This is a genomic window from Micromonospora sp. CMU55-4 (assembly GCF_011602315.1).
Taxonomy (GTDB): domain Bacteria; phylum Actinomycetota; class Actinomycetes; order Mycobacteriales; family Micromonosporaceae; genus Micromonospora; species Micromonospora chalcea.
Genome location: NZ_JAAOLH010000028.1, coordinates 1 through 25750 on the forward strand (window position 1 = coordinate 1; position 25750 = coordinate 25750).

Consider the following 25750-nt stretch of genomic DNA (forward strand, 5'->3'; position numbering starts at 1 on the left):
CGAACGAAAGGGCGGCACCGTGAGCGCGAGGAGTGAGCCGGGTTTGCGAGCCCCGCAGTCGCGCACGAAAGGCGGCACAGCATGAGGGCGGCCCGGCTGCCCTGGGCGCTGCTGGCCGCGCTGATCCTCGCCCAGATCTGCTACCCGCTCACCGGCGGCGCGACCCGGGCCGGGCTCACGGTGGCCACAGTGGTGCTCGGCTGGCTGCTCTCGGTCGGCCACGCGCTGCTCACCCGCGGCGTCCGTACCGCCGCCGCGCTGGTCGCGGTCGTCACCGGCGGCGGGTTCGCGGTGGAGGCGATCGGCGTGGCCACCGGGTTCCCGTTCGGCACCTACGACTACTCCGGCGAGCTGGGCCCGAAGCTGGCCGGGGTGCCGCTGATCATCCCACTCGCCTGGACCTGGATGGCCTGGCCGGCGTGGCTCACCGCGGTCCGGCTGGTCCGCTCCCGCCCCGCCCGGATCGCGCTGTCGGCGGTCGGACTGGCCGCGTGGGACCTGTTCCTCGACCCGCAGATGGTGGCCGAGGGCTACTGGACCTGGCGTGACGCCACCCCGGCGCTGCCCGGGCTGCCCGGCATCCCGGTCAGCAACTACCTGGGCTGGCTGGGCTTCGCGGTGCTGCTCGCGGTCGCGCTGCGCCCGCTCGCCGGGCCGTCGGTGGACCGGACCGACGGCCGGGACGCGCCGATGTTCGCGCTCTACCTCTGGACGTACGCCTCCAGCGTGCTGGCGCACGCGGTGTTCCTGCGGCTGCCGGCGTCGGCGCTGTGGGGCGCGGCCGGGATGGCGGTGGCGGCGGTGCCGCTGGCGGTGACGCTGTGGCGGGCCCGCCGGGACCGGGCCGCCGCGCCGGAGCCGGCGCCGCGCGTCGACGCCCCGGCATGATCGCCACCCTCGCGCTGGCCGTGGCGGTCGCCGCGCTCACCGGGCACACGATCGTCAACGCGTACGCCTGGCTGCGCCGCCCGGCCGCCGGCCCGGCCGAGGTGACCGAGCCGGTGGCGGTGCTGCTGCCGCTGCGCGACGAGGCCGAGCGGGTCACCCCGTGCCTGCGCGCGCTGCTGGCCCAGCGCGGCGTGCCGGACCTGCGGATCGTGGTGCTCGACGACGGCTCGACCGACGGCACCGCCGACGTGGTCCGCGCGGTGGCCGGTGACGATCCCCGGCTCACGCTGCTCACCGGCGTCGCCCCGCCGCCGGGCTGGCTGGGCAAGCCGCACGCCTGCTGGCAGCTCGCCACCCGGACCGCCCCGGAGCCGGCGGTGCTGGCCTTCGTCGACGCGGACGTGGTGCTCACCCCGTACGCGGTGGCGGCGGCGGTGACCGAGTTGCGCGCGGCGGACGCGGCGCTGCTGTCGCCGTACCCCCGGATCGTGGTGCGGACGGTGGCCGACCGGCTGGCGCAGCCGCTGCTGCAGTGGTTGTGGCTGACGTTCCTGCCGCTGCGCGCGATGGAACGCTCGCGGCGGCCGTCCCTCGCGGCGGCGGGCGGGCAGTTCCTGGTCGTGGACCGGGCCGGCTACCTGCGGGCCGGCGGGCACGCGGCGGTGGCCGACAAGGTGCTGGAGGACATCGAGCTGGCCCGGGCGGTGAAACGGGCCGGCGGGCGGATCGCACTCGCAGACGGGTCCCGGCTGGCGTCCTGCCGGATGTACGACACCTGGCCGCAGCTGCGCGACGGCTACACCAAGTCGCTGTGGGCGACGTTCGGGCACCCGGCCGCCGCGGCGGCCGTGCTGGCGCTGCTGTTCGCGCTCTACGTCGCGCCGCCGCTGCTGGCGCTCGGGGCGCTGCTCGCCGGCGCGCCGGCGGTGGCCGCCGTGGCGTTCCTGGCCTACCTGGCCGGGGTCGCCGGGCGGGTGGTCAGCGCCCGCGCCACCGGCGGACGGGCGTGGCCCGACGCGCTCGCACACCCCGTGTCGGTCGTGGTCCTCGGTTGGCTGACCGTCCGGTCGTACCATCTGCGGAAGCGACACCGGCTCACCTGGCGGGGTCGCCCGGTCACCTAGGAGGGGCACGCCATGGCGCGCATCGTGGTCATCGGCGCCGGGGTGGGCGGGCTCGCCGCCGCCGCCCGGCTCGCGGTCACCGGGCACGAGGTCACCGTCCTCGAACGGGCCGGCACGGTCGGGGGCAAGCTCGGCCGGTACGCCCACCACACCCCGGAGGGGGTGTGGCACTTCGACACCGGGCCGAGCCTGTTCACGCTGCCGCAGGTCTTCCACGACCTGTTCGAGGCGACCGGCGCGAAGCTCGACGAATACCTGGACCTGGTCCCGCTGGACCCGATCGTGCGGCACGTCTTCCCCGGCGGCGGGCAGGCGCTCGACTCCTGCGCCGACCCGGACGAGTTCGCCGCCCGGATCGGCGCCGCGTTCGGCGACCGGTCCGCCGCCGACTGGCGCGGGCTGTGGCGGCGCGCCGGCCGGGTGTGGGCGGCCTCGCACCGGGACATCCTGCGCCGTACCGTCGACTCGCCCCGCGACCTGGCGGCGCTGGCCTGGCGGCTGGGCGACCTGGCCGCCATCGGCCCCGGCCGCAGCCTGCGCGGGCTGGGCCGCCGCCACCTGTCCGACCCGCGGATGCGGATGCTGCTGGACCGGTACGCCACGTACACCGGCGCCGACCCGCGCCGCGCCCCGGCCGCGCTCGTCGCCGTCCCCTACGCCGAGCTGGCGTACGGCGGCTGGTACCTGCGCGGCGGGCTGGGCACGCTCGCCGACGCGCTGCTGTCGCGCTGCCTGGACCTGGGCGTGGTGGTACGCACCGACGCCGCGGTCACCCGGATCGACGCCGCGGGCGGGCGGGTGCACGGGGTACGCGTGGCCGGGTCGGCCGCGCCGGTGCCGGCCGACGTGGTGGTCGCCAACGTGGACGCGCTCACCGTCTACCGGGACCTGCTGCCCGACCCGCGCCGGCTGGCCGCGCTCACCGACCGCAGCCTGGCCGGGTTCGTGCTGCTGCTGGGCGTACGCGGCGACTCCGGGCTGGCCCACCACACCGTGTTCTTCCCCCGCGACTACGACGCCGAGTTCGACGCCGTGTTCGGCGACCCGGGTCGCGGGGTGCGGGCCCGCCCGGCGCCCGACCCGACCGTGTTCGTCACCGCCGCCGACGATCCGGCGGTCCGCCCCGACGGCCACGAGGCGTGGTTCGTGCTCGTGAACGCGCCCCGGCACGGCACCGCCGCGAGCGCCGTGGACTGGCGGCGGCCGGGCCTGGCCGAGGCGTACGCGGACCGGATCCTCGACGTGCTGGCCGAGCGCGGCGCCGACGTGCGGGACCGGCTGGTGTTCCGGGAGATCCGTACCCCGGCCGACCTGGACGCGGCCACCGGCGCGCCGGGCGGGGCGATCTACGGCACCGCGGGCGGGCTGCTGCGCCCGGCCAACCGGGGGCCGGCGGCCGGGCTCTGGCTGGTCGGCGGCTCCAGCCACCCGGGCGGCGGCCTGCCCATGGTCACGATGTCCGCCGAGATCGTCGCCGAGGCGGTCGGCCCCGCCTGGTGAGGGGTGTAAGGAAGGGCCCCCTATTAACGCCTCCGGTAGAGGAAGGGCCCCTTATTAACGCGCGCCGCCCGCCGCCCGCCGCGCGCCTCGCGTGGGCGCGGCGGGGCTGCGCGGGCGCGGGCGCGGCGGTCAGCCCGCGTCGACCAGGGCGCGGCGGACGGCGGAGAGCAACTGCCCCAGGCCGAACCCGGCGAGCAGCACCCAGACCGTGGTGGCCATGGTGATGGTGCCGGCCGTCAGGTCGGCGTCGATCAGCCCGGTGAGCCCGGCGACGAGCAGCCCGACCAGCGCCACGCTGACCCGGGTGGGCCGCTCCCCCACCGTCACCGCGCCGATCTCCCGCATCCCCGCCGACACCGCGCGCGCCCGCACGTACTCGTGCAGCCAGGACAGGCCCCCGGCCGCCGCGACCAGCGCGCCGGGCGCGCCGAGCAGCCAGAACGCGATCAGCCAGGCCACCTCGCCGAGCCGGTCGGCGACCGAGTCGTAGACGTAGCCCAGCCGGGTGGTGCGGCCGGTCGCGACCGCCACCGCGCCGTCGACGCTGTCGGCCACCGCCGCCAGCAGCACGAACAGCGCGCCGAGGAACGGTCCGTCGCCGGGCCGCTCCGCGAACAGGGGTACGCAGAAGCAGAGCAGCACCCCGAACACGGTCACCGGGGTGGGGCCGACGCGCAGCCGGCCCAGCACGTAGCCCACGTGGTAGGCGAAGCGCAGCCAGGCACGCACCACCGGCGCGGCGGTACGCGGATCGAATCCGCCGTGCAGCCGCGCCCACGCGGTCGCGTACTGGTCCCAGTTCAGCTGTGTGCCCACCACGGATCAACCGTAGAAGCACGGCGCGGGTGTCGTGTGGCGGGTGGTCACACCCGTGCGGCCGCGCGCAGCCGCTGCCACACCTCGCGGGTCGCGGTGGACCGGTTGAGCGTGATGAAGTGGATCCCCGGCACGCCCTCGTCGAGCAGCTTCTCGCACATCTCGCTCGCCTGCTCCACGCCGAGGCGGCGGACCGCCTCGGGGTCGTCGGCCACCCGCTCGAACCGCTCGGCGAGCGCCGGCGGGAACGGCGCGCCGGACAGCTGCACGGAGCGTTCGATGGTGCCGATCTGGGTCACCGGCATCACCCCGGCCAGGATCGGCGTGTCGCAGCCGGTGGCGGCCACCCGGTCACGCAGCCGCAGGTAGTCGTCGGCGTCGAAGAACATCTGGGTGATCGCGAACTCCGCGCCGGCCCGGCACTTGCGCACGAAGTACGCGGTGTCGCTGTCCACGTCCGGCGAACGCGGGTGCTTGTACGGGAAGGCGGCCACGCCGACGCTGAAGTCACCGCTGTCGCGGACCAGCCGGACCAGGTCCTCGGCGTACCGGACGCCCTCGGGGTGGGCGATCCACTCGCCGCCCGGGTCGCCCGGCGGGTCACCCCGCACGGCCAGCACGTTGCGCACCCCGACCGAGGCCAGCCGGCCGATCACGTGCCGCAGCTCGGCGACCGAGTGGTTCACCGCGGTCAGGTGCGCCATCGGCAGCAGCGTGGTCTCGGTGGCGATCCGCTCGGTCACCGCCACCGTGGTGTCGCGGGTCGAGCCGCCCGCGCCGTAGGTGATCGAGACGAACGAGGGGCGCAGCGACTCCAGCTCGCGGATGGCCTGCCAGAGCAGCTTCTCCCCGGCCTGTGTCTTCGGCGGGAAGAACTCGAAGGAGAAGGTGGGGCGGCCGTCACGGATCAGCTCCCCGATGGCCGGCTGGGGATTGGGGAGGACCGAGGGAAGACCGAGCGCCACGGACCGACTGTAGCCGGGAGCGCACGGCTTACCGAGGGTCTTCCCAGCCCGCGAACACTTCGCGGCGCGACGTCGTACCCCGGGGGTAGAAAGACCACAGCGCGGTGGGGCGGCCGACGGCCGTCCCGGGGGCCCGCGCGGGGGTCGCACGACGGTGACGCGCCGGCGCCAGCCGGACGTCCGCGTCGCCATTTCACGTCGTCGCCCCCGGAGGTCACCATGATCCCGTCCTGGCCGCCCGGTCCGCGGCTGCTCGGGCCGCTCCTGGCCGAGCTGCGGGCCGCCCGCGGCTGGAGCCAGCAGCGCCTCGCCGCCGAGCTCTGCGCCGCCTCCGGCGTGCCCACCCTGACCCGGCACGAGGTGTCCCGCTGGGAGCGCCAGCTCCGGCTCCCCGGCGACTTCTGGTCCGCGTGGCTGGCGACGGTCCTGGGCGTGCCCGGCGAGCTGCTCGCCGGGGCCGCCGCCAGCAGCCGCCGGCTCGGCGTGACGCCGGTGGCCGTCGACCCGGCCGGGTCCCGGGCCCGGCTGGCGCTGCTCACCCTGGCGCACCGCTGGGCCGCCGACCCGGGCGGCGGCACGCTGGCCGGTCCGTTCACCGGCCCGGCCACACCGCCGGTCCCCGGACCGGCCACCGGCGACGGGTACGGACCGGCCGGCGCCGCCGACCGCGCCGGCCCCGTCCGGGGGCACCCGGCGGACGGGGCGTCACTGGCCACGCTGCGCCGCTGGGACGACCTGCTCGGTGGCGGCGACCTCGCCGGCCTCGGCGCCCGCCGGCTGCGCCGCTCGGTCCGCGGCTACCGGCGCGCCGGGCCCGCCGGCCGGCGGCGGATGCTGCCGTCGCTGGCCGAGTCGGCGCAGCTCGCCGGGTGGCTGGCCGCCGACGCCGGCGACCTCACCGGCGGCCTGGTCGCCTACCGGCTGGCGCTGCGGGCCGCGGTGGCCGCCGGGGAGCCGCCGCTGGCCGGGCACGTGCTCGGGTCGGCCAGCCACCTGCTGTCCGACGCCGGTGACGCGGCCGGCGCGCTGGTCCTGGCCCGGATCGGGTACGCGGCCAGCCGCGCCACCGCCTCCCCGGGGCTGCGGGCGCTGCTGCTGCACCGGGTCGCGCTCGCCGCCGCGCTCGGCGGGCGGCGTCGCGCCGCCGGTGAGGCGCTGGCCGGCGCCGACCGGGCCGGGCCGCCGGAACCCGGCCGGGAGCCGCAGTGGCTCTACTGGCTGGACGCCGCCGAGCTGGCCGCGATGACCGGGCGCACGCTCGTCGCGCTGGGCCGGGCCGCCGCGGCCGTGCCGCTGCTGACGCCTGTGGTGACAGCGCCGGGCCGCCCGCGCCGGGCCGCCGTGTACGGCGGCTGGCTGGCCCGGGCGCACCTGGGGCTCGGCGCGGAGCCCGAGGCGTGCGCGGTGGCCGGCGAGGCGCTGCTCGACGCGGTCCGCTCCGGTTCGCCCCGGGCCGTCGGCCAGCTCACCGAGTTCCGCCGCGGGCTGGCCCGCCGTCCGCCCGGACCGGCGACCCGGGGGTACGCACGGCTGCTCGCGGCGACCCGTCCGTACCTGCCGTCACGGCACCCGTGGCGGCCGTCGCCGCCGGTGAGCTGCGAGGCACGCCGGGACGGCGGCACGACGGGAGCGGGCCCGAACCGCTAGCGTCGTGGCGTGACCCACGCTGCTCCCGTTTCCCCCGTCGACCGTGCCGGCCTGCGTCAGCGGATCGACAAGGCGCTCACCGAGTTCCTGGCCGGCCAGCGCGGCTGGCTGACCGCCGTCGACGACGGCCTGCTGCCCGTCGCCGAGGCGATCGAGGCGTTCGTGCTGGGCGGCGGCAAGCGGCTGCGCCCGGCGTTCGGCTACTGGGGCTACCGGGGCGCCGGCGGAGTCGACTCCGACCAGGTCGTCGCCGCCCTGGCCGCGTTGGAGTTCGTGCAGGCCAGCGCGCTGATTCACGACGACCTGATGGACCGGTCGGACACCCGGCGGGGCGAGCCGGCGGTGCACCGCAGGTTCGCCGCCCGGCACCGGGCGGCCGGCTGGGGCGGCGACGCGGACGCGTTCGGTGACTCGGCCGCGATCCTGCTGGGTGACCTGTGCCTGGTCTGGTCCGACGAGCTGCTGCACTCCTCCGGCCTGCCGCCGGCGACGGTTGCCCGGGCCCGGCCGGTCTTCGACGAGATGCGCACCGAGGTGACCGTCGGGCAGTACCTGGACGTGCTGACCCAGGCGACCGCTGACACCTCGCTCGACCGGGCGGCCAAGGTGGCCCGGTACAAGTCGGCGAAGTACACGGTCGAACGGCCGCTGCTGCTGGGCGCCGCGCTGGCCGGCGCCCCGCCCGAGGTGCACGCCGCCTACTCCGCGTACGGGCTGCCGCTGGGTGAGGCGTTCCAGCTCCGCGACGACGTGCTGGGCGTGTTCGGCGACCCGGAGCTGACCGGCAAGCCGGCCGGTGACGACCTGCGCGAGGGCAAGCGGACGTATCTGGTGGCGGCCGCCCTGGAGACGCTCGACGAGGCCGGCCGGGAGGCGCTGCTGGCCGGGCTGGGCGTACCGGACCTGGACGCGGCCGGGGTGGACCGGCTGCGCGAGCTGATCACCTCCAGCGGCGCGCTGGAGCGTGCCGAACGGCACATCACCGCGCTCACGGAGAGCGCGCTGGCCGCGCTCACCGCCGTCGACCTGGACACCGAGGCCCGCCAGGCGCTGGTGGACCTGGCCATAGCCGCCACCCGCCGCCCCGCCTGACAACCACTCCCCCCGCGCTGTCCCCCGCCTCCGAAGCGGTCGATCATGAAGTTGGCGGCACTTTTGGAGATCGACTTCGCCGTCAACTTCATGATCGACGGGGTGGGTGGGTGGGGTGTGGGCTAGAAGGCCACGGCCTGGGCTCGGCGTTTGACCTCGCGGGCCAGGTCGCCGCCGAGGGCCACTGCGGGGGTGCCGGGAAGCGACGGGTCCTCCCGGTAGAGCCAGCGCAGCGCCTCCTCGTCGTCGTACCCGGCGTCGGCGAGCAGGTTGAGCACGCCGGGCAGGTGCTTGAGCACGGTGCGGTTGGCCACCAGGTCGGCCGGGACGCGGCGGACGCCGTCGCGGCGCACCGCGAGCAGCTCGCGGTCGCGGATCATCTGGTGCACCTTGCTGATCGACAGGTCCAGGCGCTCGGCCACGTCGGGCAGCGTCAGCCAGCCGGCCGGGTCGGCCGGTCCGGCCAGGTCGGCGCCGGTCTCGGCGGGTACGGAATCGGTCACCCGACCACCCTGCCACGTGCCCGCCGGATCCGGTGCACGGCACCCCCCGACCTGCGCCGGAGCGCGCCGGGCCACCGGTGTCCCAACCCGGCGGTAGCATCCTGTTCTACGTTCACCCTTCCGACACATAGACTGCCTGCCGATGGACACACAGGTCGCCGACACGTTGCTGGGCTCGCTGATCGAGGGGCGCTACCGCATTCGCGGTCGCGTCGCCCGTGGCGGCATGGCGACCGTGTACACCGCCACCGACGAGCGCCTGGAGCGCACCGTGGCGGTCAAGATCATTCACCCGACCCAGGCGCCGCAGGCCCGGGCCCGGATGGCCGGGTTCGTCGAGCGGTTCACCGACGAGGCGAAGACGATCGCCCGGCTCACCCACCCGAACGTGGTGGCGGTCTACGACCAGGGCATCCACGCCGGCCTGCCGTACCTGGTGATGGAGTACGTGCGCGGCCGCACGCTGCGTGACGTGCTCGCCGAGCGCCGCCGGCTGAACCCGGACGAGGCGCTCGCGATCACCGAGCAGGTGCTCGCCGCGCTCGCCGCCGCGCACCGGGCCGGCCTGGTGCACCGCGACGTCAAGCCGGAGAACGTCCTGGTCGCCGAGGTGCCCGCCGGCGGCAGCCGCGACCTGGTCGACAGCGTGGTCAAGGTGGCCGACTTCGGGCTGGCCCGGGCCGTCGAGGCGAGCGCGGAGGACGAGAACGGCAACCAGCTCATGGCGACGGTGGCGTACGTGGCGCCGGAGCTGGTCACCCAGGGCCACGCCGACCCGCGCACCGACGTCTACTCGGCCGGCATCGTGCTGTTCGAGATGCTCACCGGCCGGGTGCCCTACGACGGCGACCGCCCGGTGGAGGTCGCCTGGCAGCACGTCGACCGGGACGTGCCGGCCCCGTCCACGCTGGTTCCGGCGCTGCCGCCGGCTGTCGACGCGCTCGTCGCCCGGGCCACCCGGCGCGACCCGGCCGCCCGTCCGGCCGACGCCGCGGCGCTGCTGACCGAGGTGCAGGCGGCCCGCGAGGAACTGGGCAACCCGCACACGCACACCACTGTCCTGCGTCAGCTCAGCGACGACACGGCGGTGCTGAGCCAGCCGACGCAGGTGGTGGCCGCGCTGCAGCCGATCGAGCGCCCGTCATGGGCCCGGCTGCCCGAGGGCGCCGCCACCCAGCGCCCGCACCGCCGCCGCGCCGCCGAACCGGAGGGGGTGGGCGCCCGGTTCGCCGCCCTGCGTACCCGGATCATGGGTTCGCCGCGCGGCCGGCTGGCCGTCGCCGCGGCGGTCGTGGTGCTCGGCCTGGTCGCCGCCGTCGGCGGCTGGTGGTTCGGCGTGGGCCGCTACACGGTCGCGCCGCAGATGGTGAGCCTCACCAAGGCCGAGGCGGAGGCGCAGGCCCAGCGCGGTGGTTTCACGCTGCGCTACGCCGACCCCCGGTACGACGAGAACGTCCCGAAGGACACCGTGCTCGGGCAGGCGCCGGGCTCGGCCGCCCGGATCGTCAAGGGCGGCACGATCACGCTGACCCTGTCGCTCGGTCCGGAGCGCCTGCCGGTGCCGGACGTGGTGGGCAAGGACTTCGCGCTCGCCCAGGTGGAGCTGGAGGGTCTCAACCTGGTCGCGGCCAAGGGCAGCTCCCGCTACGACGACGCGCTGCCGGCGGGTGTCGTGCTGGCCACCGACCCGAAGGTGGGCACTGAGGTCAAGCCCGGGGCCAAGGTGACGCTGATCCTCAGCAAGGGCCGCGCCCCGGTGAGCGTGCCCGACCTGGTCGGCAAGAGCCTCACCGAGGCGCGCGCCATCCTCGCGCGGCTCGGGCTCAAGCCGGTGGAGAACGTCAAGGAGTCCGACAAGCCGAAGGACGAGATCCTCGGCCAGAGCCCGGCCGACGGCACCGGTGTGGAAAAGGGCGCCCAGGTCAAGCTGGAGATCAGCAAGGGCCCGCCGCAGGTGGCCGTGCCCCGGGTGGTCGACATGCCCTGCCAGCAGGCCAAGCAGACGCTGGAGAGCCAGGGCTTCCCGGTCAACATCCAGCTCAACCCGAACGGCATCGTCCGGATCCAGAACCCGGCCGAGAACACGCCGGTGCCGCCGGGCACCACGATCACTGTGACGTGCCTGTGAGCGCGGCGAACGGGTGCCGGCCGGTGGGGTCGCACACCCCCACCTCCGGTGGCCTGGCGCGGGCGGCCCTGCCGTACGCGGATGCGGCCGGGTCCGAGGTGGTGCAGGTCTACGTCTCGAACTCGCGTGGCTGGGCGCTGCCGGCCGGTGACCCGGCGCAGGACGCGCTGTTCCGCGACGGCTGCGCCGAGCGTGGCCTGCCCGTGTTCATCCACGCGTCGCTGCTGGTCAACCTCGGCTCCCCCACCCCCGCGACGGTCACCAGGTCGGCGGAGACGCTCGCCCACGCGCTGCGGCGGGGCCGGGCGATCGGCGCCGAGGGCGTGGTGTTCCACGCCGGCAGCTCGGTGGACGCCGGGCACGCCGAGGCGGCCCTGCGGCAGGTCCGGGAGTCGCTGCTCCCGCTGCTCGACGAGACCGCGGCCACCGGCGGGCCGATGCTGCTGGTCGAGCCGAGCGCCGGGGGCGGCCGGTCACTGGCGTCCCGGGTCGAGCACCTCGGCCCCTACCTCGACGCGGTCGACCGGCACCCGATGCTGGGCGTGTGCTTCGACACCTGTCACGCCTGGGCGGCCGGGCACGACCTGGCCGCCGAGGGCGGCATGACCGCCACGCTCGACACGCTGGTCGCCACGGTGGGCGCCGACCGGCTGCGGCTGGTGCACGCGAACGACTCGAAGGACCTGTGCGGCTCCACCCGGGACCGGCACGAGAACATCGGCAAGGGCACCATCGGCGAGCCGGCGTTCGCCGAGCTGATGCGCCATCCGGCGACCGCCGGCGTACCGGTGCTGGTGGAGACCCCGACGGAGAAGCACGTCGGCCACGCCGCCGACATCGCCGCCCTCAAACGCCTGCGCCCCTGACACAGCCGTTTCCTCCCGCCCTCGCCACGGCGTTGCCGGAGGGTCAGGCGCGCAGGGCGGTGTCGAGGATGGTGGCGGCGCTGTCGATCTGCTCGTCGGTGACGTCCAGGTGGGTCACCAACCGGGCGGTACGCGGGCCGAGCACCGAGATCAGCAGACCGGCTTCCCGCGCGGCTGCCGCCAGCGCGTGCGCGTCGAGAGGGTGCTTGGTCAGGTCCAGCGGCACGATGTTCGTGCGCACCACCGACGCGAGCACCCCGTGCGGGGCGACCGCCTCGGCCAGCCGGGCCGCCTTCGCGTGGTCCTCGGCGAGCCGCTCGACGTGGTGCGCCAGCGCGTACCGGCCGGCGGCGGCAAGAATGCCGACCTGCCGCATGCCACCGCCCATCCGCTTGCGCAGGACCCGCGCGCGGGCGATCTTCTCCGCGCTGCCCACCACCAGCGAGCCGACCGGCGCGCCGAGGCCCTTGGAGAGGCACACCGAAAGCGTGTCGAACAGCTCGCCGTACCCGGCCAGCGGCACCCTGTCCGCGACGTGCGCGTGCCAGATCCGGGCACCGTCGCAGTGCAGCGCCACCCCGTGCTCGTCGGCGACCTCGCGCATGCGGCGCAGCGTCGGCAGCGGGATCACCCCGCCGCCGCCCCGGTTGTGGGTCTGCTCCACCGCGATCGCGCGGGTCGGCACCGCGAAGTAGCCGTCCGGCCGGATCATCCCGGCGACCACGTCGGGGTCCAGGTCCGCGCCCACCGCGGGCCACGTCCGCGAGGAGATCCCACCGTACGCGGCGGCGGCCCCCACCTCGTACGTGACCACGTGCGCGTCGGCGTCGCAGAGCAACTCGTCGCCGGGCGGCACGTGCAACTGGAGCGCGATCTGGTTGGCCATCGATCCGCTCGGGGCGAACAGCGCCGCCTCGTGGCCGAACAGCGCGGCCACCTCCGCCTCCAGGGCGGCGACTGTCGGGTCCTCGCCGTAGACGTCGTCGCCCACCTCGGCGGCGGCCATCGCCTCCCGCATCCCCGGCGTCGGCCGGGTCACGGTGTCCGTCCGCAGATCGATCAGCTCAGGGCTCGCAAGCTCACTCCTCGCGTCAGCCACGGAGCATCTCCGCCACCAGGAACGCCAACTCCAGCGACTGCTGGGTGTTGAGCCGGGGGTCGCAGGCGGTCTCGTACCGGTCGGGCAGGTCGAGGTCCTCGATGCCCTGGGCGCCGCCGAGGCACTCGGTGACGTCCTCGCCGGTCAGCTCGACGTGCAGGCCGCCCGGGTGGGTGTCGAGGCCGCGGTGCACCTCGAAGTAGCCGAGCACCTCGTCCACGATCCGGTCGAAGTGCCGGGTCTTGTAGCCGTTCGAGGACTCGTGCGTGTTGCCGTGCATCGGGTCGCACTGCCAGACGACCTTCGCGCCGGCGGCGGTGACCTTCGCCACGATCGGCGGCAGCGCGTCGCGTACCCGGTGGTTGCCCATCCGGCTGATCAGCGTGAGCCGGCCGGGGATGTTGTCCGGGTTGAGCTTCTCGCAGAGCTCGATCGCCTCGTCCGGCGTGGTGGTGGGGCCGAGCTTGACGCCGATCGGGTTGGCGATGCGGGAGATGAAGTCGATGTGCGCGCCGTCGATCTGCCGGGTCCGCTCGCCGATCCAGAGGAAGTGCCCGGACAGGCCGTACGCCTTGTGGTCGGAGATCCGGGTCAGCGCCCGGTCGTACTCCAGCGCCAGCGCCTCGTGCGAGCAGTAGAGCGTGACGGTGCGCAGCGCCTCGTCGTCGGTCATCCCGCAGGCCCGGATGAGGGCCAGTGCCCGGTCGATCTCGCGGGCGATCGCGTCGTAGCGCTCCCCGGCCGGGGACTGCCGGACGAAGTCCTTGTTCCAGTCGTGCACGGCGTGCAGGTCGGCCAGGCCGCCTGCCAGGTACGCCCGGAGCATGTTCATCGCGGCGGCCGAGTTGGCGTACGCCCGGATCATGCGCTGCGGGTCGGCGACCCGCGCCTCCGGCGTGGCCTCCAGCGAGTTGATCATGTCGCCGCGGTAGGCGGGCAGCCCCCGGGCGTCGGTCGGCAGGGACCGGGGCTTGGTGTACTGGCCGGCCACCCGGGCCACCTTGACCACCGGCAGTGACGCGCCGTACGTGAGCACGATGGCCATCTGGAGCAGCGTGCGGGCGTTGGCGAGCAGGTGGCTCTCGGTGTTGTCGGCGAACGTCTCGGCGCAGTCACCGCCCTGGAGCAGGAACGCCTTGCCCTCGCAGACCAGGGCCAGCCGCTGCCGCAGCTGGTCGACCTCGTAGGGCGCGACCACCGAGGGAACCGTGTCCAGCACCCGGCAGACCTCGGCGACCTGGGCCGGGTCGTCCCACGGCGGGGTCTGCGCGCGCGGCAGCTCCCGCCATCGGTCGAGGCCGAGGGCCGCGTCCTCGGCGGAGTCGGCGGTCGGGCGGCTGGTCTGCAGGCCAGGGCTGCCCACGGCGGGGTGACTCAGCTGATGCCACTCATGGCGCATGGAGGAAAGCGTACGGCGACCGTCGCGATCACTCGCCGCCGAGGGGCATGGTTCCGGTCACTGGGAGGAGACCGGCGAGGGCCGCGCCGCCGGCGGCGGCTCGGACGGGTCGGCCGTGCGGTCGCCGGGAACCTCGCCGGAGATGCACCAGTCCGCCCCGTTACGGGTCACCGTGAACAGCAGGGACCGGGTGGCCTTGCGCGATCCGGCGGCCACCGTGACGGAGGCGCTGACCTCCTGCCCGTTCGGGCCGGAGCGGACGTCGGTGATCGTCGCTTCGGGCACCGTGAAGTGGTCGGCGAAGTCACCGTTCGGGCCGGTGGCGGCGGCGTCGAAGGCGGCGTGCATGGGCGCGCAGAGCTGGCTGCGGCCGGCGTCGGCGTCGCGGGCGGTGAGCGCGTCGAGGTACGCCTGCACGCGCTCCCGGCTCTTGGCCGCCGCCTCCTCGGCGGGCGCCCGGCCGCTGGGCGCGGTGGCGGCGCCGTCCGGGCCGGAGCCGCAGGCGGCCAGCGCCGGCGTGAGCGCGAAGGCGAGGGCGAGCGCGGCGAACCGGCCGCGGTGGCTGCGATCCATCGGTCCTCCCGTCGCGTGGACTCGTCGAGCGGCGAGTGTGCCACACCCGGCCCGGCCGGCCGGGTGACTCCCCATCCTGACCCGGATCGGCGCGCTCTGCCAGAACGGCACGCGGGCGGGGAGGGGCCGGTACGACCCCTCCCCGCCGGGTGGGTGGTGCGTCGGCCCTCGGCTCAGCCGAGACCGCCCTTGATGGCGCCGATCAGCTCACCGTTGCTGGTGTCACCGGAGAGCTCCCAGAAGAACGCGCCACCGAGGCCCTGGCTGTTGGCGTAGCTCATCTTCCCGCCGATCGTCGCCGGGGTGTCGTAGCTCCACCAGTTGCTGCCGCACTTGGCGTACGCGGTGCCGCCGACCGTGCCGGTGGCCGGGCAGCTGTTCTTGAGCACCTTGTAGTCCTCGATGCCGGCCTCGTAGGTGCCGGGGGCCGCGCCGGTGGCACTGCCGCCGGGCGCAGCCTGGGTCACGCCGGTCCAGCCGCGTCCGTAGAAGCCGACGCCGAGCAGCAGCTTGCTGGACGGTACGCCCTTGGACTTCAGCTTCTGGATCGCCGCGTCGGACCAGAAGCCCTGCTGCGGGATACCCGAGTACGAGTAGAGCGGCGAGTGCGGCGCGGTCGGCCCCTGGGCGTTGAAGGCGCCGAAGTAGTCGTACGTCATCGGCATCAGCCAGTTGAGGTTCGTCGCGGCGCCCGCGTAGTCGGTCGCGTCGATCTTGCCGCCGTTGCTGCCGTCGGCGGTGATCGCCGCGGTGACCAGGAAGCTGGAGCCGAACTTGCTCCGCAGCGCCGAGACCACGTTCTTGAAGGCGTTCGGGCCGCTGCTGTCGCACTGGAGGCCGCAGGCGTTCGGGTACTCCCAGTCGACGTCGATGCCGTCGAAGACGTCCGCCCAGCGCGGGTCCTTGACCAGGGAGTAGCAGGAGTCGGCGAACGCGGCCGGGTTCTGCGCGGCCTGGGTGAAGCCGCCGGACCAGGTCCAGCCACCGAAGGACCAGAGGACCTTCAGGTTCGGGTACATCTTCTTCAGCTTGCGCAGCTGGTTGAAGCTGCCGCGCAGCGGCTGGTCCCAGGTGTCGGCCACGCCGTCGACGCTGTCCGCGGCGGTGTACGCCTTCTCGTAGTCGGCGTAGCTGTCCCCGATGCTGCACCGGCCACCGGTGGTGTTGCCGAAGGCGTACAGGATGTGGGTGAGCTTCGCGGCCGAGCCGCTGGTGTGGATGTTCTTGACGTGGTAGTTGCGGGCGTAGACGCCCCACTCGGCGAAGTAGCCGACGACCTTCTTGCCGCCGGGCGGCGGCGTGGTGGGCGGCTGCGTGGTCGGCGGGGCGGTCGTCGGCGGCGCCGTGGTGGGCGGCGCGGTGGTCGGCGGCGCCGTGGTCGGCGCGGTGGTCGTCGGCGTGCCGCCGCCGGTGCAGGTGCCGCCGTTGATCGTGCAGCTCACCGGCGCCTTGTAGCCGCCGGTGCCGTTGTAGCCCCAGCTGAAGCTGGCGCCCGGGGCGAGCGTCGCGGCCCAGCTCTTGTTGACCGCCACGTAGCGGTCACCGCTGCGGGTGATGTCGGCGTCCCAGGAGCTGCTGATCGAGGTGCCGGAGGGCAGCGTGAACTCGATGCGCCAGCCGTTGACGGTGGAGCTGGTGCCGTTGGTGACGGTCACCCGCCCTTCGTGGCCGGTCCCCCAGTCCTGCACCTTGGCGAAGGTGGCGGTGACGCTGCCGGCGGCCGACGCGGTGGTCATGGGCACCGCGGCGACCGCGAGCGCGACCACGGCGCCGGTGGCCCACAGGGCCCGGCGGAGCGATCTCTTCATACGGCGTCCCTCCAATAGTTAGGAAAGTTTCCAAATTGATTGCTGAGACGCTACTCACGCCGTCACCACTTCGTCAAGATGTAGATGCGTCGATTTCACGGGTGGCGCGGGACGGTCCGCGTGACGGCCCGTAGCCTCGTCACATGACCGTTTTCGACGTCCAGATCGACGCCCTCACCGGCGGACCGGCCGACCTCGGCCGCTACCGCGGCCGCGCCCTGCTCGTGGTCAACGTGGCCTCCCGCTGCGGCCTCACCCCGCAGTACGCGGGCCTTCAGGAACTCGCCGACACGTACGCCGGGCGCGGACTGACGGTGCTCGGCGTGCCGTGCAACCAGTTCGCCGGCCAGGAGCCGGGAAGCGCCGCCGAGATCGAGGAGTTCTGCCAGGTCAACTACGGCGTGACGTTCCCGCTGACGGAGAAGGTCGACGTCAACGGCCCGGACCGGCACCCGCTCTACGCCGAACTGGTGTCCACGCCGGACGCCGAGGGGCACACCGGCGACGTGCGCTGGAACTTCGAGAAGTTCCTCGTCGCCCCGGACGGGACAGTGGCCGCCCGGTTCGGCCCGCAGGTCACCCCCGAGGACCCCGAGCTGCGCGCGGCGATCGAGAAGGTCCTGCCGGCCTGACGGGCACACCGCCGCCGGGCACGGCGAAGCGGCACGCCCCCGCGGGGAGGCGTGCCGCTGCCGCGGACCGGGTCAGCCGGCGGCGGACCGGAAGACCGGGTAGTAGCCGCCGGACTGCCCGGCCGCCGTCGGGTGGTACGACTTGCTCAGGCTCAGCACGTTGAGCGCGTGCAGCCACTTGGTCCCGCCGCTGCACAGCTGGTGGCCGACGAAGATGGAGCGGACGTCGGCGAATTTGAAGCCGGCCGAGACGGCGGCCGTACGGGTGATGTCGTCGAGCAGGTTGATGCCCTCGTTGATCTTCGCCCGGGACGTGGCGCTGAGCCCGACACAGGTCGTGCCGAGCTGGTAGAAGACCGGGTAGCCGACCACCACGACGCGGGCCGAGGGCGAGCGGCTCTTGATGCCGTTGTAGACGTTGGCGAGCCGGCCGGGCATCGAGGTGCGGGCGACGTTCATGGCGGACTGCACGGCCGCCACGCACTGGGTCTCCCCCTGGAGCACACAGGTGCTCATGATGTTGGCGAAGCCCACGTCGTTGCCGCCCACGGTGACGCTGACCAGCGTGGTGGTCGAGGAGAGCGCGGAGAGCTGGCTGTTGATGACGTCGGCCGTGGTGGCGCCGGAGCAGGCCACCGATCGGTACGACGCCGGCTTGATGTTGGCGTTGTAGAGCGCCGGGTAGGCGTTCGTGCTGCGTAGGCAGTTACCGCTCTCGGACGTGTAGCTGTCGGCGCCGACGCCGGAGGCGTACGAGTCGCCGAGCGCGACGTAGCGGTCGGACGGGGCCGCCTGGGCGGGGGCGGCCAGAGACAGAGTGACCCCGACCGAGGCGGCCAGGGTCAGGGCGAGGGTGGCAAGACGGGATCTCCGCACGTCGCACTCCTGGGGGCGTGAAGTGGTGGTGAGAGATAGATATCAATAAGATCACGGCGCATGGAAGATCACCGATTTGCGGTTCAGCGCGCATAGCGACTTACGCCTACAAATCGTTGCCGGTCTCGCGGAGCGGGATGAAGGATTGTTCCGCCGGGAACGTCAGGCGCATCGCCGGGTCGGCGGTCTCCCGGAAACCCAGGGCACGGTAGAGCGGCCGACCGGCCGCCGAGGCCCGCAGGTCGACCCGGCGCACGCCCCGGTCCCGGAACCAGGCCAGCAGTGCGCTGCGGCCAGCCACGGGTCCGGCTCGGCCAGCCAGGCGCGCAGATTGTCCCGGGCCACGTCCTGCCAGCGGCCCGGCGGCGTCGGCGCGCCGCTCATTCCGGCGAGCATCAGCCCGCGCAGCCGCACCAGCTCGTCGGCGTCGGACGGCACCGCCCGGCGCGCGTCACCCACAGGCCGGCTCAGACCGGACGGCGGCCGGCGAATCCGCACTCGACCCGGTGGTACCACCGGATGTCGGTGTCCCCCTCCAGCCAGCACCACAGCACCGCCCGGCCGTCGCGCTCACCGGGGAAGTCGAGCAGCACCGGGGCGATCCCCTTGACCGCGATGTCGTGCTGGTGGAACTCGTCCACCACCACGTGCAGCCGCGCCTCCAGGGCCTTCACCTCGGCGAGCCCGCCGAGCGCGCTGACGCCGTGGTCGGCCAGATCGACACGCAGCTCGGCCAGGTCGGCCCGCAGCCGGATCAGCTCGTCGACGCGCGGCCGCAGCGTGGCCACCAGGTGTCGCGCCTGGGCGAGAGTGAACACCGGGCCAGTATGCGGCACGACCGGTGTCGTCCGGGTCACCGCTCACCCGCACGTCGACCGTCGGGGCCGGGACGAGACGGTGAGTCTGGAATGGCCGCGGGAGACCAGACGACGCCGGCAGCCTCCCGCACCTCGGCCTGCCAGGCGCGCAGGGCCCGCTTGATGCGGTCGTTCTCGTCCCGGGCGTCGTCGAGCAGCCGGGTCCGCTCCCCCAGTTCGTAGACGAGCCGGTGCAACAGCGCGTCGACGTCGTCGGTCCGGTAACCGCGCCGCCCCAGTGACGTGCGGGGCAGCTCGACGGCGCTGAGCCGGTCCGCGGTGAGCGGGCCGGCCAGCGCGTTGCGGCTGTGATAGACGCCCATCAGACGCCGAACCCGTCCGGCAGGTGGATCCGCTCGGCCGGCACCCCACCGGCGAGCAAGCGCAGCCGCGACCCGGCCACCATCAACGGTGGCCCGCACAGGTAGACCTCCTGACCGGGTCGCCAGTGGTCGAGCGCGACGGTGAGCGCATCACCCTGCTCTCCCGCCTCCGCCACCGGATCGTGCGAGAACGCGGGTACGACGGTCAGCCAGTCGTTGCTGCTCTGAAGCTTGTCGAGGCTGATCGGGTCGTAGAGGTCGGCGAGGGTACGGGCGCCGACCACCACTGTGACGCGGCGACCGGCCGGCGCGGCGGCGACCTGCTCGACCAGGGCGCGCAGCGGCGCCAGCCCGGTCCCCCCGGCGACGAGCAGCAGGTCCGCCTTCGACGCCGGGTCGAGGGTCAGGCCGGTCGACCGGGGCGGGCCGAGCCAGATCCGGTCACCGGGGCGTACCCGGTGCACGAGCGTGCGGGAGACGGCGGCGACGGCACGGACGTGGAGTTCGATGGTGCCGTCGGCGCGCGGAGCGTTGGCCGGCGAGTACCAGCGCCACCAGCCGGGCCGGCGCTCGGCGCAGACGGGCAGCGCCTGGCCGGGCCGGAACGTCAGGCGGCGCCAGGGGCGCACGGTCACCACGGCGATGCCGTCGGCGGCCCGGTCGTGGTCGACGACCTGCGCCGGCCACCAGGGCGGGCCGTCGTCGGCCTGCTCGACCGCACGGCTCACCGCCGCCGTGGCCCGCCGGGCGGCCCCTGCCCAGGCCGCCACCAGTTCCGGTGTCAACCTCGCCTGCCGGGACACCGTCGCGACGAGCGCGGCCTCGACGGTGAGCTGGTGCGGCAGCAGCCGGTAGCGGCGACAGGCCCGGCCGAGCACGGTCAACAACGCCGCCCGACCGGCCGGGTCGTCGCCACCGCTGACCAGCCGTCCGAATGCGGCGAGGAACACCGCCGCCTCCCGCTCCGGCAGCGCCCCGGGGCAGCGCTCCTCGACCGCGCACCAGAAGTGGTCGGCTGCCTCGCGGGCGTACCGCATGGTGACGGACCACGACGCGGCGAGGGCGGCGGTCACCAGCCGGCCTCGTCCGAGAAGGCCCGCCGGGCCGCTGTCACCGAGCCTGCCGGCACGTCGAGCGCCCAGAGCACCCCGGCCAGGTAGTCGACCACGCGGCGGTGCTGCGCCTCGGTCAGGCCCAGGCCGCGCCATGCCTCGGCCGTTGGCCGGGCGATGTCGCCCGCCGGTCCGCCGAGCGCCACCGTGAGAGTGAGCGCCAGGTGTCCGGCGAGCCGGGCCCGATCAACCCCGACGAGGTACGGCGCCAGCTCCGCGTCCGCCGCCACCAGCCGCAGCCACCGGGCCACCGCCTCACGCACCGCCGCCGACCCGGGCCAGCTCTCCGTCGGGTACGCCCCGAGCCCGGTCACGCCCACGGCCAGGCGCCCGGGTCGCCGGCGGCGACCAACTCGTCCACGCGCTCCTCGGTGAGCCCGGCCGCCTGCAATGTGCTGCGGCCCCAGCGGGCCAGCCGGCACGGATGCGGGACCCGCTCACTGCGGCACAGTGGACCCGCCGGCCACCGCTCCGGCACATGCACCGCCACCGCGCGTACGGCCAACGCCACGTCCTCGTCGCTGACCGGGGTGAACACCGGGAAGTCGTCCAGCACCGCCGCCATGAAGAGCCCTTTCGTCGAGAGTCGGAGCGGCACCGGGGCGGGCGGGGACGGCGGGCGCGCTCGGGTGACGCCCCGCCGGAGCCCAGCACCCGCCCCGGGCCATGCGTCCACCCTCGCCAGCTTGCGGCTCATCGGGTACGACTACGCTCTGCACTTGCGCTGTACCAGCTCTGAAGTCGAGCCGCTAAGCTGCTGGCAGCCGGTCTCGACGCACTCGGAGGCGAGCCGATGACGACCGTGCAGAAGTGGACCGGCCGGGAGACCCGGATGCTGCGGCACGCGCTGCGAATGAGCATCCGCGACTTCGCCGAACACCTCGGCGTCAGCGAGCGCACCGTCTCGAAGTGGGAGGCCGGCCGGGAAGCGGTGCAACCTCGACCGGAGATCCAGGCCGCTCTCGACACCGCGCTCGCGCGGGCGGGGAACGAGGTTCATCGGCGATTCCGGTCAGGCTTGGGATTGGCCGATGCCGCCGAGCTGCGGCAAGGTGCTGCCGATATCCAGGCGGAAGGGAACGGTGGCACCTCAATAGCGGACGTCACGGCGGTTTTCCGCAATCGGGCGGAGCTCTCTGCGCACCTGCCTGCGGATCGCATCCTGGACGGCGCCCGAAAGGTTCGAGCGATGGGACTCTCCCTGAACCTGCTGTGCCAGCACTACCCCGATCACCGCTGGCGTCAGCTCATCGAAGGCGGCGCACAGGTCCGATGCCTGTTCCTGGATCCTGACGGCTCGGCGATCCAAGCCAGGGAACGTGAGGAGAGCTTCCCGGCCGGCCAGCTCGCGGCACTGACGAAGCTCAACATCGAGACGATGTTGCGGGTGCGTGACCGCCTGTCGGGCGACCTGTACGGCAACGTGCAGCTCGCCCTCTACGACGAGACGCTTCGGTTCAACGTGCTCCTCATCGACGACCTCTGCCTTGCCCAGGCATACCTGCCCGCGAGCCGAGGGGTCGACTCTCCGACCTTCGTGATGCGACGCCGAGAACCCACGACGGGGTTGTATCCGGTGTATGAGCAGATTTTCGACTCTCAGTGGGAGCGGAGCCGGCAACTGTGACCTCGTACCGTGAGCTGCTGCCGGTCGCCCTCGATGCTGTTGGTCGGGCAGCCACCTTCATGCGCCGCCAGGCACCGGTCACCTCTACCAGTAAAGGCGACCGCGATCTCGTCTCGGATGTCGACTACGCGATTGAGCGAGACCTTCGATCGTTCCTGCGCGATGCGACACCCGGCATCGCCTTCCTCGGGGAGGAGGAGGGAGTCAGCGGCACCGGGGATTTGCAGTGGACGCTTGATCCGGTCGACGGAACGATCAATTTCGTGCGCGGTATCCCCTTGTGCGGCATCTCCCTCGGCTTACTCCACGGAACACGTCCAGCCCTCGGCGTCGTGGACCTACCCTTCCTCGGTGCTCGATACTGGGCCGCCGAAGGTTGTGGGGCATTCGCGAACGGCGATCCGGTCAAGGTGAGCGACACCACCAGCCTGGACGAAGCCGTCGTAGGGATCGGCGATTTCGCCGTCGGAGCGGATGCCGCGAACAAGAATCGGATCCGGCTGGCACTTATGGCGCGGCTTGCCGCGACGGTGCAGCGCGTGCGAATGAGTGGATCAGCCGCAGTGGATCTCGTCTGGTTGGCGGAGGGGAAGATCGACGCCGCCATCACCCTCTCCAACCACACCTGGGACATGACAGCCGGGGTGGCCATCGCCCGTGAGGCGGGAGCCGTCGTCGCCGACATCAGTGGGGCCGAGTACAGCGCCGAGTCGACGACTACCCTCGCGATCACCCCTGGGCTGGTCGGTCAGATGTTGCCGCACCTGCGGGAGAACGAGACGGCGTGAGCCGATGACGACTGTGGCAGAGGTCGCCCTGGGCGCTCGCTCTGACTCGTCATGAGAGGGCCACATGGACATCGATGAGGCGAAATGCGAGGTGCGTGAGACCATTTGGTCACGGTTGGAACAGGCTGCTCAGGCGCTACCCCCTGGCGCGTACGGGCGCATCCCCGACTTCGTTGGAGCCAAGCGGGCCGCAGAACGGCTTACGGCGCATGACGCTTGGCGCAGCGCCCGCGTCATCAAGTCCAACCCGGACAAGGCTCAACTTCCGGTGAGGCTGGGAAAGCCTCAGCTCCCAGAAGATCGGCTCCATTCCGGTCCTCAGGGCATCAGCCGCTGTTGATTGAGTGGCACCAGAACGATCCCACACAGGTCACGAGGGCCTGTCGTGACTTTCTCCGGTGAGCTGTCCGCCGGCATCGGTCGACGGACCGTCAGGATTGGACGCGTTCCGCCTCCTGCACGAACGTGTCGCTTCGCCGCGCGCCCATCCGGTCCAGCTCGTCCAGCACCGCCCCCACCCCGTCCGCGCCCACCAGCACGGTGACGCGCAGCCGGGCCGACAACGGCTGGTCCTGCCAGTAACCACGCGGCAGCAGGCTCGCCTGCGGTGTCGTCGTCGCCACGGCGGCGTCGCTGACGATCACCGAGATCGCGCCCGCGCGCAGCAGCGCGTCGCGCAGGTCGGCGCTGTTCGCCGCCGGGTCCGGCTCCAGCAGCGCGGTGACCACCCGTACCCGCTGGCCTGGTGGCACTGCTGGTTCGCCGGCCGGCGCCGCCGCGGCACGGCGGCGGGGCGCGCCCGGCGCGGTCAGGCTGGTGACCCCGCCCAGGTGGTAGGCGTCGGCGCCCTGTTGCGCCTGGTCCAGGCGTTCCTGGTCGGCGAGCGGCACGCGCAGGCCGATGAGTGCCTGCACCCCGGCGGCGATCAGCCAGGTCAGGACGAAGGAGAACGCGACCACGCTCACCACGCCGACGAGCTGGCGCCACAGCAGGCCGCCCCCGCCGCCGAGGAACAGCCCGTCCGCGCCGAGCGGGTTGACCCCGCGGTTGCCGAACAGGCCGAGCAGGAGCGTGCCGAGCATGCCGCCGACGAAGTGCACGGCGAGCACGTCGAGCGCGTCGTCGAGGCGCAGCAGGTACTTCAGTTTCAGCGCGAAGTGGCAGACCAGGCCGGCCAGCGCGCCGATCGCGACGGCCGAGGCCGCGTTGACGTACCCGGCGGTCGGGGTGACTGTGGCCAGGCCCGCGACCGCGCCGGAGACCGCGCCCACGACGGTGCTGTGTCCGTCGGTGACGCGCTCCAGCGCCAGCCAGACGAGCATGGCCGCGGCGGCGGCCAGGTGCGTGTTGAGGACGGCCTGCGCGGCCAGGCCGTTGGCCTGCAGGCCGTCGCCGCCGTTGAAGCCGAACCAGCCGAACCAGAGGATGCCGGCGCCGACGATGGTCAGCGGGATCGAGTTGGGTGGCGCGGCGGTGTGCGGCCAGTCCCGGCGCCGGCCGACGACGAGCAGGACGGCGAGGACGGCGGCGCCGGCGCTGGCGTGCACGACGAGCCCGCCGGCCCAGTCCTGGGTGCCGAACTTCGCCAGCCATCCGCCGGGATGCCAGAGCCAGTGCGCGATCGGCGCGTAGACCACCACCGACCAGACCGCGAGGAACAGCACCCAGCCGCCGAAACGCAGCCGGCCCGCGGTGGCGCCGGTGACGAGCGCCGGCGTGATCACCGCGAACATCATCTGGAACAGTACGAACGCCAGCGTCGGGATGGTGATCCGGCCGTCGACCACGTGCAGGTTGGGCGCGGGCGGCACCTTGAGGTCGGCGAGCCCGAACAGTTCCAGGTTGCCGAACAGTCCGCTGCCGGCGTCGTCGCCGAAGGCGATGGTGTAGCCGACGAGCACCCAGGTCAGGCTGACCACGCCCAGCGCGATCATGTTCTGTTGCAGCATCGCCAGCACGTTGCGGGTGCGGACCATGCCGCCGTAGAACGCGGCGAGCCCCGGTGTCATGAACAGGACCAGGCCGGCGCAGACGAGCACCCAGGCGGTGTCACCCGCGTTCGGAGCGGACACGGTTTCCCTCCTTCTCTCGCAGGTGGACGGAGTCGCGGACGGTGTGCATCACGGTGTCCCTGACCCGTTCGTGGTTGGGCACCGGCGCGAAGTGCCGGTCCGGCAGCAGCAACAGCCAGGTGGCGATGTTGAACGGCCCGGTGAGCACCGGGATGCCGAGCGGGGTGAGCATGGTGGTCAGCGCCATCTGTACGAGCAGCGTCAGCGCGATTCCGAACAGCGTGTAGACGGTGACCAGTGCGCCGGGACGGTGCGCCACAGCGCCCACCACGATCGCGGTCAGCACCGCGTTGAAGGCGAACAGCCCCTTGTCCAGGGACGCGCCGTCGGCGCCGAACCAGAGCGCCAGCAGTGTCGCGCCGACGGCGCCGATCACCGCGAACAGCGCCGACCACCGGGAGTTGATCAGCAGGGCGACGAGGATGAGCAGGCCGGTGACCCAGCTCTCGATCAGGTAGACCTGGGACACGCCCTTGAAGAAGACCGGGATGAGGCCCCAGTCGAACGTGCCGCGGGTCAGGGATCCCTCACCGGGGAACTTCGGGGTCAGCTTGGTGAGCACCGTGAACCTGTCGAACTGGTACGCCGCCATCAGCAGGAACCAGGTCGTGAGTACGAACGGGAACGTGTAGGCGGTCAGGTTCCAGCGTTTGAACACGGCGTTGAGGGCGAGCGTGACCACCACCGTGCCGATCGCGCCGAGCACGAGGTAGAGCCACATCAGCGGGCGCTGGTCGAGGAACGTGGGCACCGCGAGGCCGGTCAGCAGCGGGCTGAAGCCGAACAGGCCCTTGCGCCAGCTGGACATGTCGACCCGCAGCGCCAGCGCGGTCGCGGTGCCCACGACCAGGCCGAGCACGCCGCCGCCGAACACCCGGGGCGTTCCGTTCTCGAACGCGCCCCAGGCCAGCGCGATCAGGATGAGCAGGCCGCTGAGCGGATTGTTCTGGAGCACCACCTGCGCGGCGCCGCGCAGGCTCGCGTCGACGAATCCGACCGCCGGGTTCCGGTCGGCCAGCCGGTGCCAGCCACGTCCGATGTCGGCCATGCCGCTG

Annotated in this window: 26 protein-coding genes; 10 read left to right on the forward strand and 16 right to left on the reverse strand. The window is 73.6% G+C overall.

The features are described 5' to 3' along the window. Window positions 1-81 precede the first annotated feature (81 nt). From HA073_RS29435 to HA073_RS29445, 3 genes are read left to right on the forward strand one after another with little or no spacing between them, the layout of a single operon-like run. Window positions 82-888 carry a carotenoid biosynthesis protein gene (locus HA073_RS29435; protein WP_166457806.1) on the forward strand — a complete coding sequence of 269 codons (807 nt, stop codon included), beginning with the start codon at window positions 82-84 and terminating at the stop codon, window positions 886-888. Next, the gene (locus HA073_RS29440; protein WP_166457807.1) at window positions 885-2012 is read left to right on the forward strand and encodes a glycosyltransferase family 2 protein; all 1128 of its coding nucleotides are present in this window, start codon (window positions 885-887) and stop codon (window positions 2010-2012) included. The genes HA073_RS29435 and HA073_RS29440 overlap by 4 nt, the downstream gene beginning before the upstream one ends. Window positions 2013-2024: 12 nt before the next feature. Next, window positions 2025-3512 carry an NAD(P)/FAD-dependent oxidoreductase gene (locus HA073_RS29445; RefSeq protein WP_064445212.1) on the forward strand — a complete coding sequence of 496 codons (1488 nt, stop codon included), beginning with the start codon at window positions 2025-2027 and terminating at the stop codon, window positions 3510-3512. A gap of 129 nt (window positions 3513-3641) precedes the next feature. Here HA073_RS29445 and HA073_RS29450 read toward each other — a convergent pair whose 3' ends face one another. Both HA073_RS29450 and metF read right to left on the reverse strand, forming a co-directional pair. Next, complete coding sequence (locus tag HA073_RS29450; protein WP_064445211.1) at window positions 3642-4331, reverse strand: CDP-alcohol phosphatidyltransferase family protein; 690 nt, start codon at window positions 4329-4331, stop codon at window positions 3642-3644. Window positions 4332-4375: 44 nt separating this feature from the next. Next, window positions 4376-5293 (reverse strand): methylenetetrahydrofolate reductase [NAD(P)H], encoded by a 918-nt coding sequence (gene metF / locus HA073_RS29455; protein WP_064445210.1) that lies wholly within the window; start codon window positions 5291-5293, stop codon window positions 4376-4378. 219 nt (window positions 5294-5512) lie between these two features. Here metF and HA073_RS29460 point away from each other — a divergent pair, with 219 nt between their 5' ends. After that, complete coding sequence (locus HA073_RS29460; protein ID WP_240926028.1) at window positions 5513-6940, forward strand: helix-turn-helix transcriptional regulator; 1428 nt, start codon at window positions 5513-5515, stop codon at window positions 6938-6940. A 9-nt stretch (window positions 6941-6949) separates the two neighbouring features. Further along, window positions 6950-8032 (forward strand): polyprenyl synthetase family protein, encoded by a 1083-nt coding sequence (locus HA073_RS29465; protein WP_043329435.1) that lies wholly within the window; start codon window positions 6950-6952, stop codon window positions 8030-8032. A gap of 122 nt (window positions 8033-8154) precedes the next feature. On the opposite strand, the gene HA073_RS29470 is transcribed toward HA073_RS29465, so the two are convergent. Next, entirely contained in the window at window positions 8155-8535 is a 381-nt protein-coding gene (locus tag HA073_RS29470; RefSeq protein WP_043329433.1) for an Rv2175c family DNA-binding protein, read from the reverse strand. Window positions 8536-8677: 142 nt separating this feature from the next. On the opposite strand from HA073_RS29470, the gene pknB reads away from it, so the two are divergent. Next, a complete protein-coding gene (pknB, locus tag HA073_RS29475; RefSeq protein WP_064445208.1) occupies window positions 8678-10663 on the forward strand; it encodes a Stk1 family PASTA domain-containing Ser/Thr kinase in 1986 nt (661 codons plus the stop codon). After that, the gene (locus tag HA073_RS29480; protein WP_181373819.1) at window positions 10660-11529 is read left to right on the forward strand and encodes a deoxyribonuclease IV; all 870 of its coding nucleotides are present in this window, start codon (window positions 10660-10662) and stop codon (window positions 11527-11529) included. The genes pknB and HA073_RS29480 overlap by 4 nt, the downstream gene beginning before the upstream one ends. 43 nt (window positions 11530-11572) lie before the next feature. On the opposite strand, the gene HA073_RS29485 is transcribed toward HA073_RS29480, so the two are convergent. The 4 genes from HA073_RS29485 to HA073_RS29500 all read right to left on the reverse strand — a co-directional run bounded on the left by HA073_RS29485 (window position 11573) and on the right by HA073_RS29500 (window position 16408). After that, window positions 11573-12592: a low specificity L-threonine aldolase gene (locus HA073_RS29485; protein ID WP_104114584.1), complete on the reverse strand. Its 1020-nt coding sequence runs from the start codon at window positions 12590-12592 to the stop codon at window positions 11573-11575. Between the two features lie 28 nt (window positions 12593-12620). After that, a complete protein-coding gene (locus tag HA073_RS29490) occupies window positions 12621-14027 on the reverse strand; it encodes a class II 3-deoxy-7-phosphoheptulonate synthase (RefSeq protein WP_064445207.1) in 1407 nt (468 codons plus the stop codon). 57 nt (window positions 14028-14084) lie between these two features. After that, window positions 14085-14600, reverse strand: coding sequence for a hypothetical protein (locus HA073_RS29495; RefSeq protein ID WP_166457808.1), 516 nt, complete (start codon window positions 14598-14600; stop codon window positions 14085-14087). A gap of 173 nt (window positions 14601-14773) precedes the next feature. Next, a complete protein-coding gene (locus HA073_RS29500; RefSeq protein WP_069089011.1) occupies window positions 14774-16408 on the reverse strand; it encodes a glycosyl hydrolase family 18 protein in 1635 nt (544 codons plus the stop codon). A gap of 143 nt (window positions 16409-16551) precedes the next feature. On the opposite strand from HA073_RS29500, the gene HA073_RS29505 reads away from it, so the two are divergent. Beyond that, window positions 16552-17040, forward strand: a complete 489-nt coding sequence (locus HA073_RS29505) for a glutathione peroxidase (protein ID WP_013287644.1) — start codon at window positions 16552-16554, stop codon at window positions 17038-17040. Window positions 17041-17112: 72 nt separating this feature from the next. On the opposite strand, the gene HA073_RS29510 is transcribed toward HA073_RS29505, so the two are convergent. From HA073_RS29510 to HA073_RS29540, 7 genes are all read right to left on the reverse strand, one after another. Then, window positions 17113-17916: an SGNH/GDSL hydrolase family protein gene (locus HA073_RS29510; RefSeq protein WP_043329427.1), complete on the reverse strand. Its 804-nt coding sequence runs from the start codon at window positions 17914-17916 to the stop codon at window positions 17113-17115. A 106-nt stretch (window positions 17917-18022) separates the two neighbouring features. Beyond that, window positions 18023-18217, reverse strand: a complete 195-nt coding sequence (locus HA073_RS30385; protein ID WP_064445200.1) for a hypothetical protein — start codon at window positions 18215-18217, stop codon at window positions 18023-18025. 166 nt (window positions 18218-18383) lie between these two features. Beyond that, complete coding sequence (locus tag HA073_RS29520; protein ID WP_018785307.1) at window positions 18384-18734, reverse strand: DUF2203 domain-containing protein; 351 nt, start codon at window positions 18732-18734, stop codon at window positions 18384-18386. Between the two features lie 35 nt (window positions 18735-18769). Further along, complete coding sequence (locus HA073_RS29525) at window positions 18770-19096, reverse strand: DivIVA domain-containing protein (protein WP_166457809.1); 327 nt, start codon at window positions 19094-19096, stop codon at window positions 18770-18772. Next, complete coding sequence (locus tag HA073_RS29530) at window positions 19096-20169, reverse strand: FAD-binding oxidoreductase (protein WP_309228072.1); 1074 nt, start codon at window positions 20167-20169, stop codon at window positions 19096-19098. The genes HA073_RS29525 and HA073_RS29530 overlap by 1 nt, the downstream gene beginning before the upstream one ends. Next, window positions 20166-20528 carry a hypothetical protein gene (locus HA073_RS29535; protein ID WP_244206187.1) on the reverse strand — a complete coding sequence of 121 codons (363 nt, stop codon included), beginning with the start codon at window positions 20526-20528 and terminating at the stop codon, window positions 20166-20168. The genes HA073_RS29530 and HA073_RS29535 overlap by 4 nt, the downstream gene beginning before the upstream one ends. Continuing rightward, window positions 20519-20773: a hypothetical protein gene (locus tag HA073_RS29540; RefSeq protein WP_043331086.1), complete on the reverse strand. Its 255-nt coding sequence runs from the start codon at window positions 20771-20773 to the stop codon at window positions 20519-20521. The genes HA073_RS29535 and HA073_RS29540 overlap by 10 nt, the downstream gene beginning before the upstream one ends. Window positions 20774-21001: 228 nt before the next feature. Between HA073_RS29540 and HA073_RS29545 the strand changes: the two genes are divergently transcribed. Together HA073_RS29545 and HA073_RS29550 are read left to right on the forward strand one after the other, a co-directional pair. Next, a complete protein-coding gene (locus HA073_RS29545) occupies window positions 21002-21835 on the forward strand; it encodes a DUF5919 domain-containing protein (protein ID WP_051611420.1) in 834 nt (277 codons plus the stop codon). Further along, window positions 21832-22623, forward strand: coding sequence for an inositol monophosphatase family protein (locus tag HA073_RS29550; RefSeq protein ID WP_069089009.1), 792 nt, complete (start codon window positions 21832-21834; stop codon window positions 22621-22623). The genes HA073_RS29545 and HA073_RS29550 overlap by 4 nt, the downstream gene beginning before the upstream one ends. A gap of 431 nt (window positions 22624-23054) precedes the next feature. On the opposite strand, the gene HA073_RS29555 is transcribed toward HA073_RS29550, so the two are convergent. Together HA073_RS29555 and yut are read right to left on the reverse strand one after the other, a co-directional pair. Then, window positions 23055-24695: an ammonium transporter gene (locus HA073_RS29555; RefSeq protein WP_166457810.1), complete on the reverse strand. Its 1641-nt coding sequence runs from the start codon at window positions 24693-24695 to the stop codon at window positions 23055-23057. After that, on the reverse strand, window positions 24673-25743 hold the full coding sequence (gene yut / locus HA073_RS29560; RefSeq protein WP_166457811.1) for an urea transporter: 1071 nt from the start codon (window positions 25741-25743) through the stop codon (window positions 24673-24675). Before yut ends, HA073_RS29555 begins: the two co-directional genes overlap by 23 nt. Window positions 25744-25750: the final 7 nt, after the last annotated feature.

Excerpts from the sequence above, each read along its gene's own strand:
- HA073_RS29435 (WP_166457806.1), top strand. The coding sequence starts at position 82 with ATGAGGGCGGCCCGGCTGCCCTGGGCGCTGCTGGCCGCGCTGATCCTC.
- HA073_RS29440 (WP_166457807.1), top strand. The coding sequence starts at position 885 with ATGATCGCCACCCTCGCGCTGGCCGTGGCGGTCGCCGCGCTCACCGGG.
- HA073_RS29445 (WP_064445212.1), top strand. The coding sequence starts at position 2,025 with ATGGCGCGCATCGTGGTCATCGGCGCCGGGGTGGGCGGGCTCGCCGCC.
- HA073_RS29460 (WP_240926028.1), top strand. The coding sequence starts at position 5,513 with ATGATCCCGTCCTGGCCGCCCGGTCCGCGGCTGCTCGGGCCGCTCCTG.
- pknB (WP_064445208.1), top strand. The coding sequence starts at position 8,678 with ATGGACACACAGGTCGCCGACACGTTGCTGGGCTCGCTGATCGAGGGG.
- HA073_RS29490 (WP_064445207.1), bottom strand. The coding sequence starts at position 14,027 with ATGCGCCATGAGTGGCATCAGCTGAGTCACCCCGCCGTGGGCAGCCCT.
- HA073_RS29495 (WP_166457808.1), bottom strand. The coding sequence starts at position 14,600 with ATGGATCGCAGCCACCGCGGCCGGTTCGCCGCGCTCGCCCTCGCCTTC.
- HA073_RS29500 (WP_069089011.1), bottom strand. The coding sequence starts at position 16,408 with ATGAAGAGATCGCTCCGCCGGGCCCTGTGGGCCACCGGCGCCGTGGTC.
- HA073_RS29505 (WP_013287644.1), top strand. The coding sequence starts at position 16,552 with ATGACCGTTTTCGACGTCCAGATCGACGCCCTCACCGGCGGACCGGCC.
- HA073_RS29525 (WP_166457809.1), bottom strand. The coding sequence starts at position 19,096 with ATGGGCGTCTATCACAGCCGCAACGCGCTGGCCGGCCCGCTCACCGCG.
- HA073_RS29540 (WP_043331086.1), bottom strand. The coding sequence starts at position 20,773 with ATGGCGGCGGTGCTGGACGACTTCCCGGTGTTCACCCCGGTCAGCGAC.
- HA073_RS29545 (WP_051611420.1), top strand. The coding sequence starts at position 21,002 with ATGACGACCGTGCAGAAGTGGACCGGCCGGGAGACCCGGATGCTGCGG.
- yut (WP_166457811.1), bottom strand. The coding sequence starts at position 25,743 with ATGGCCGACATCGGACGTGGCTGGCACCGGCTGGCCGACCGGAACCCG.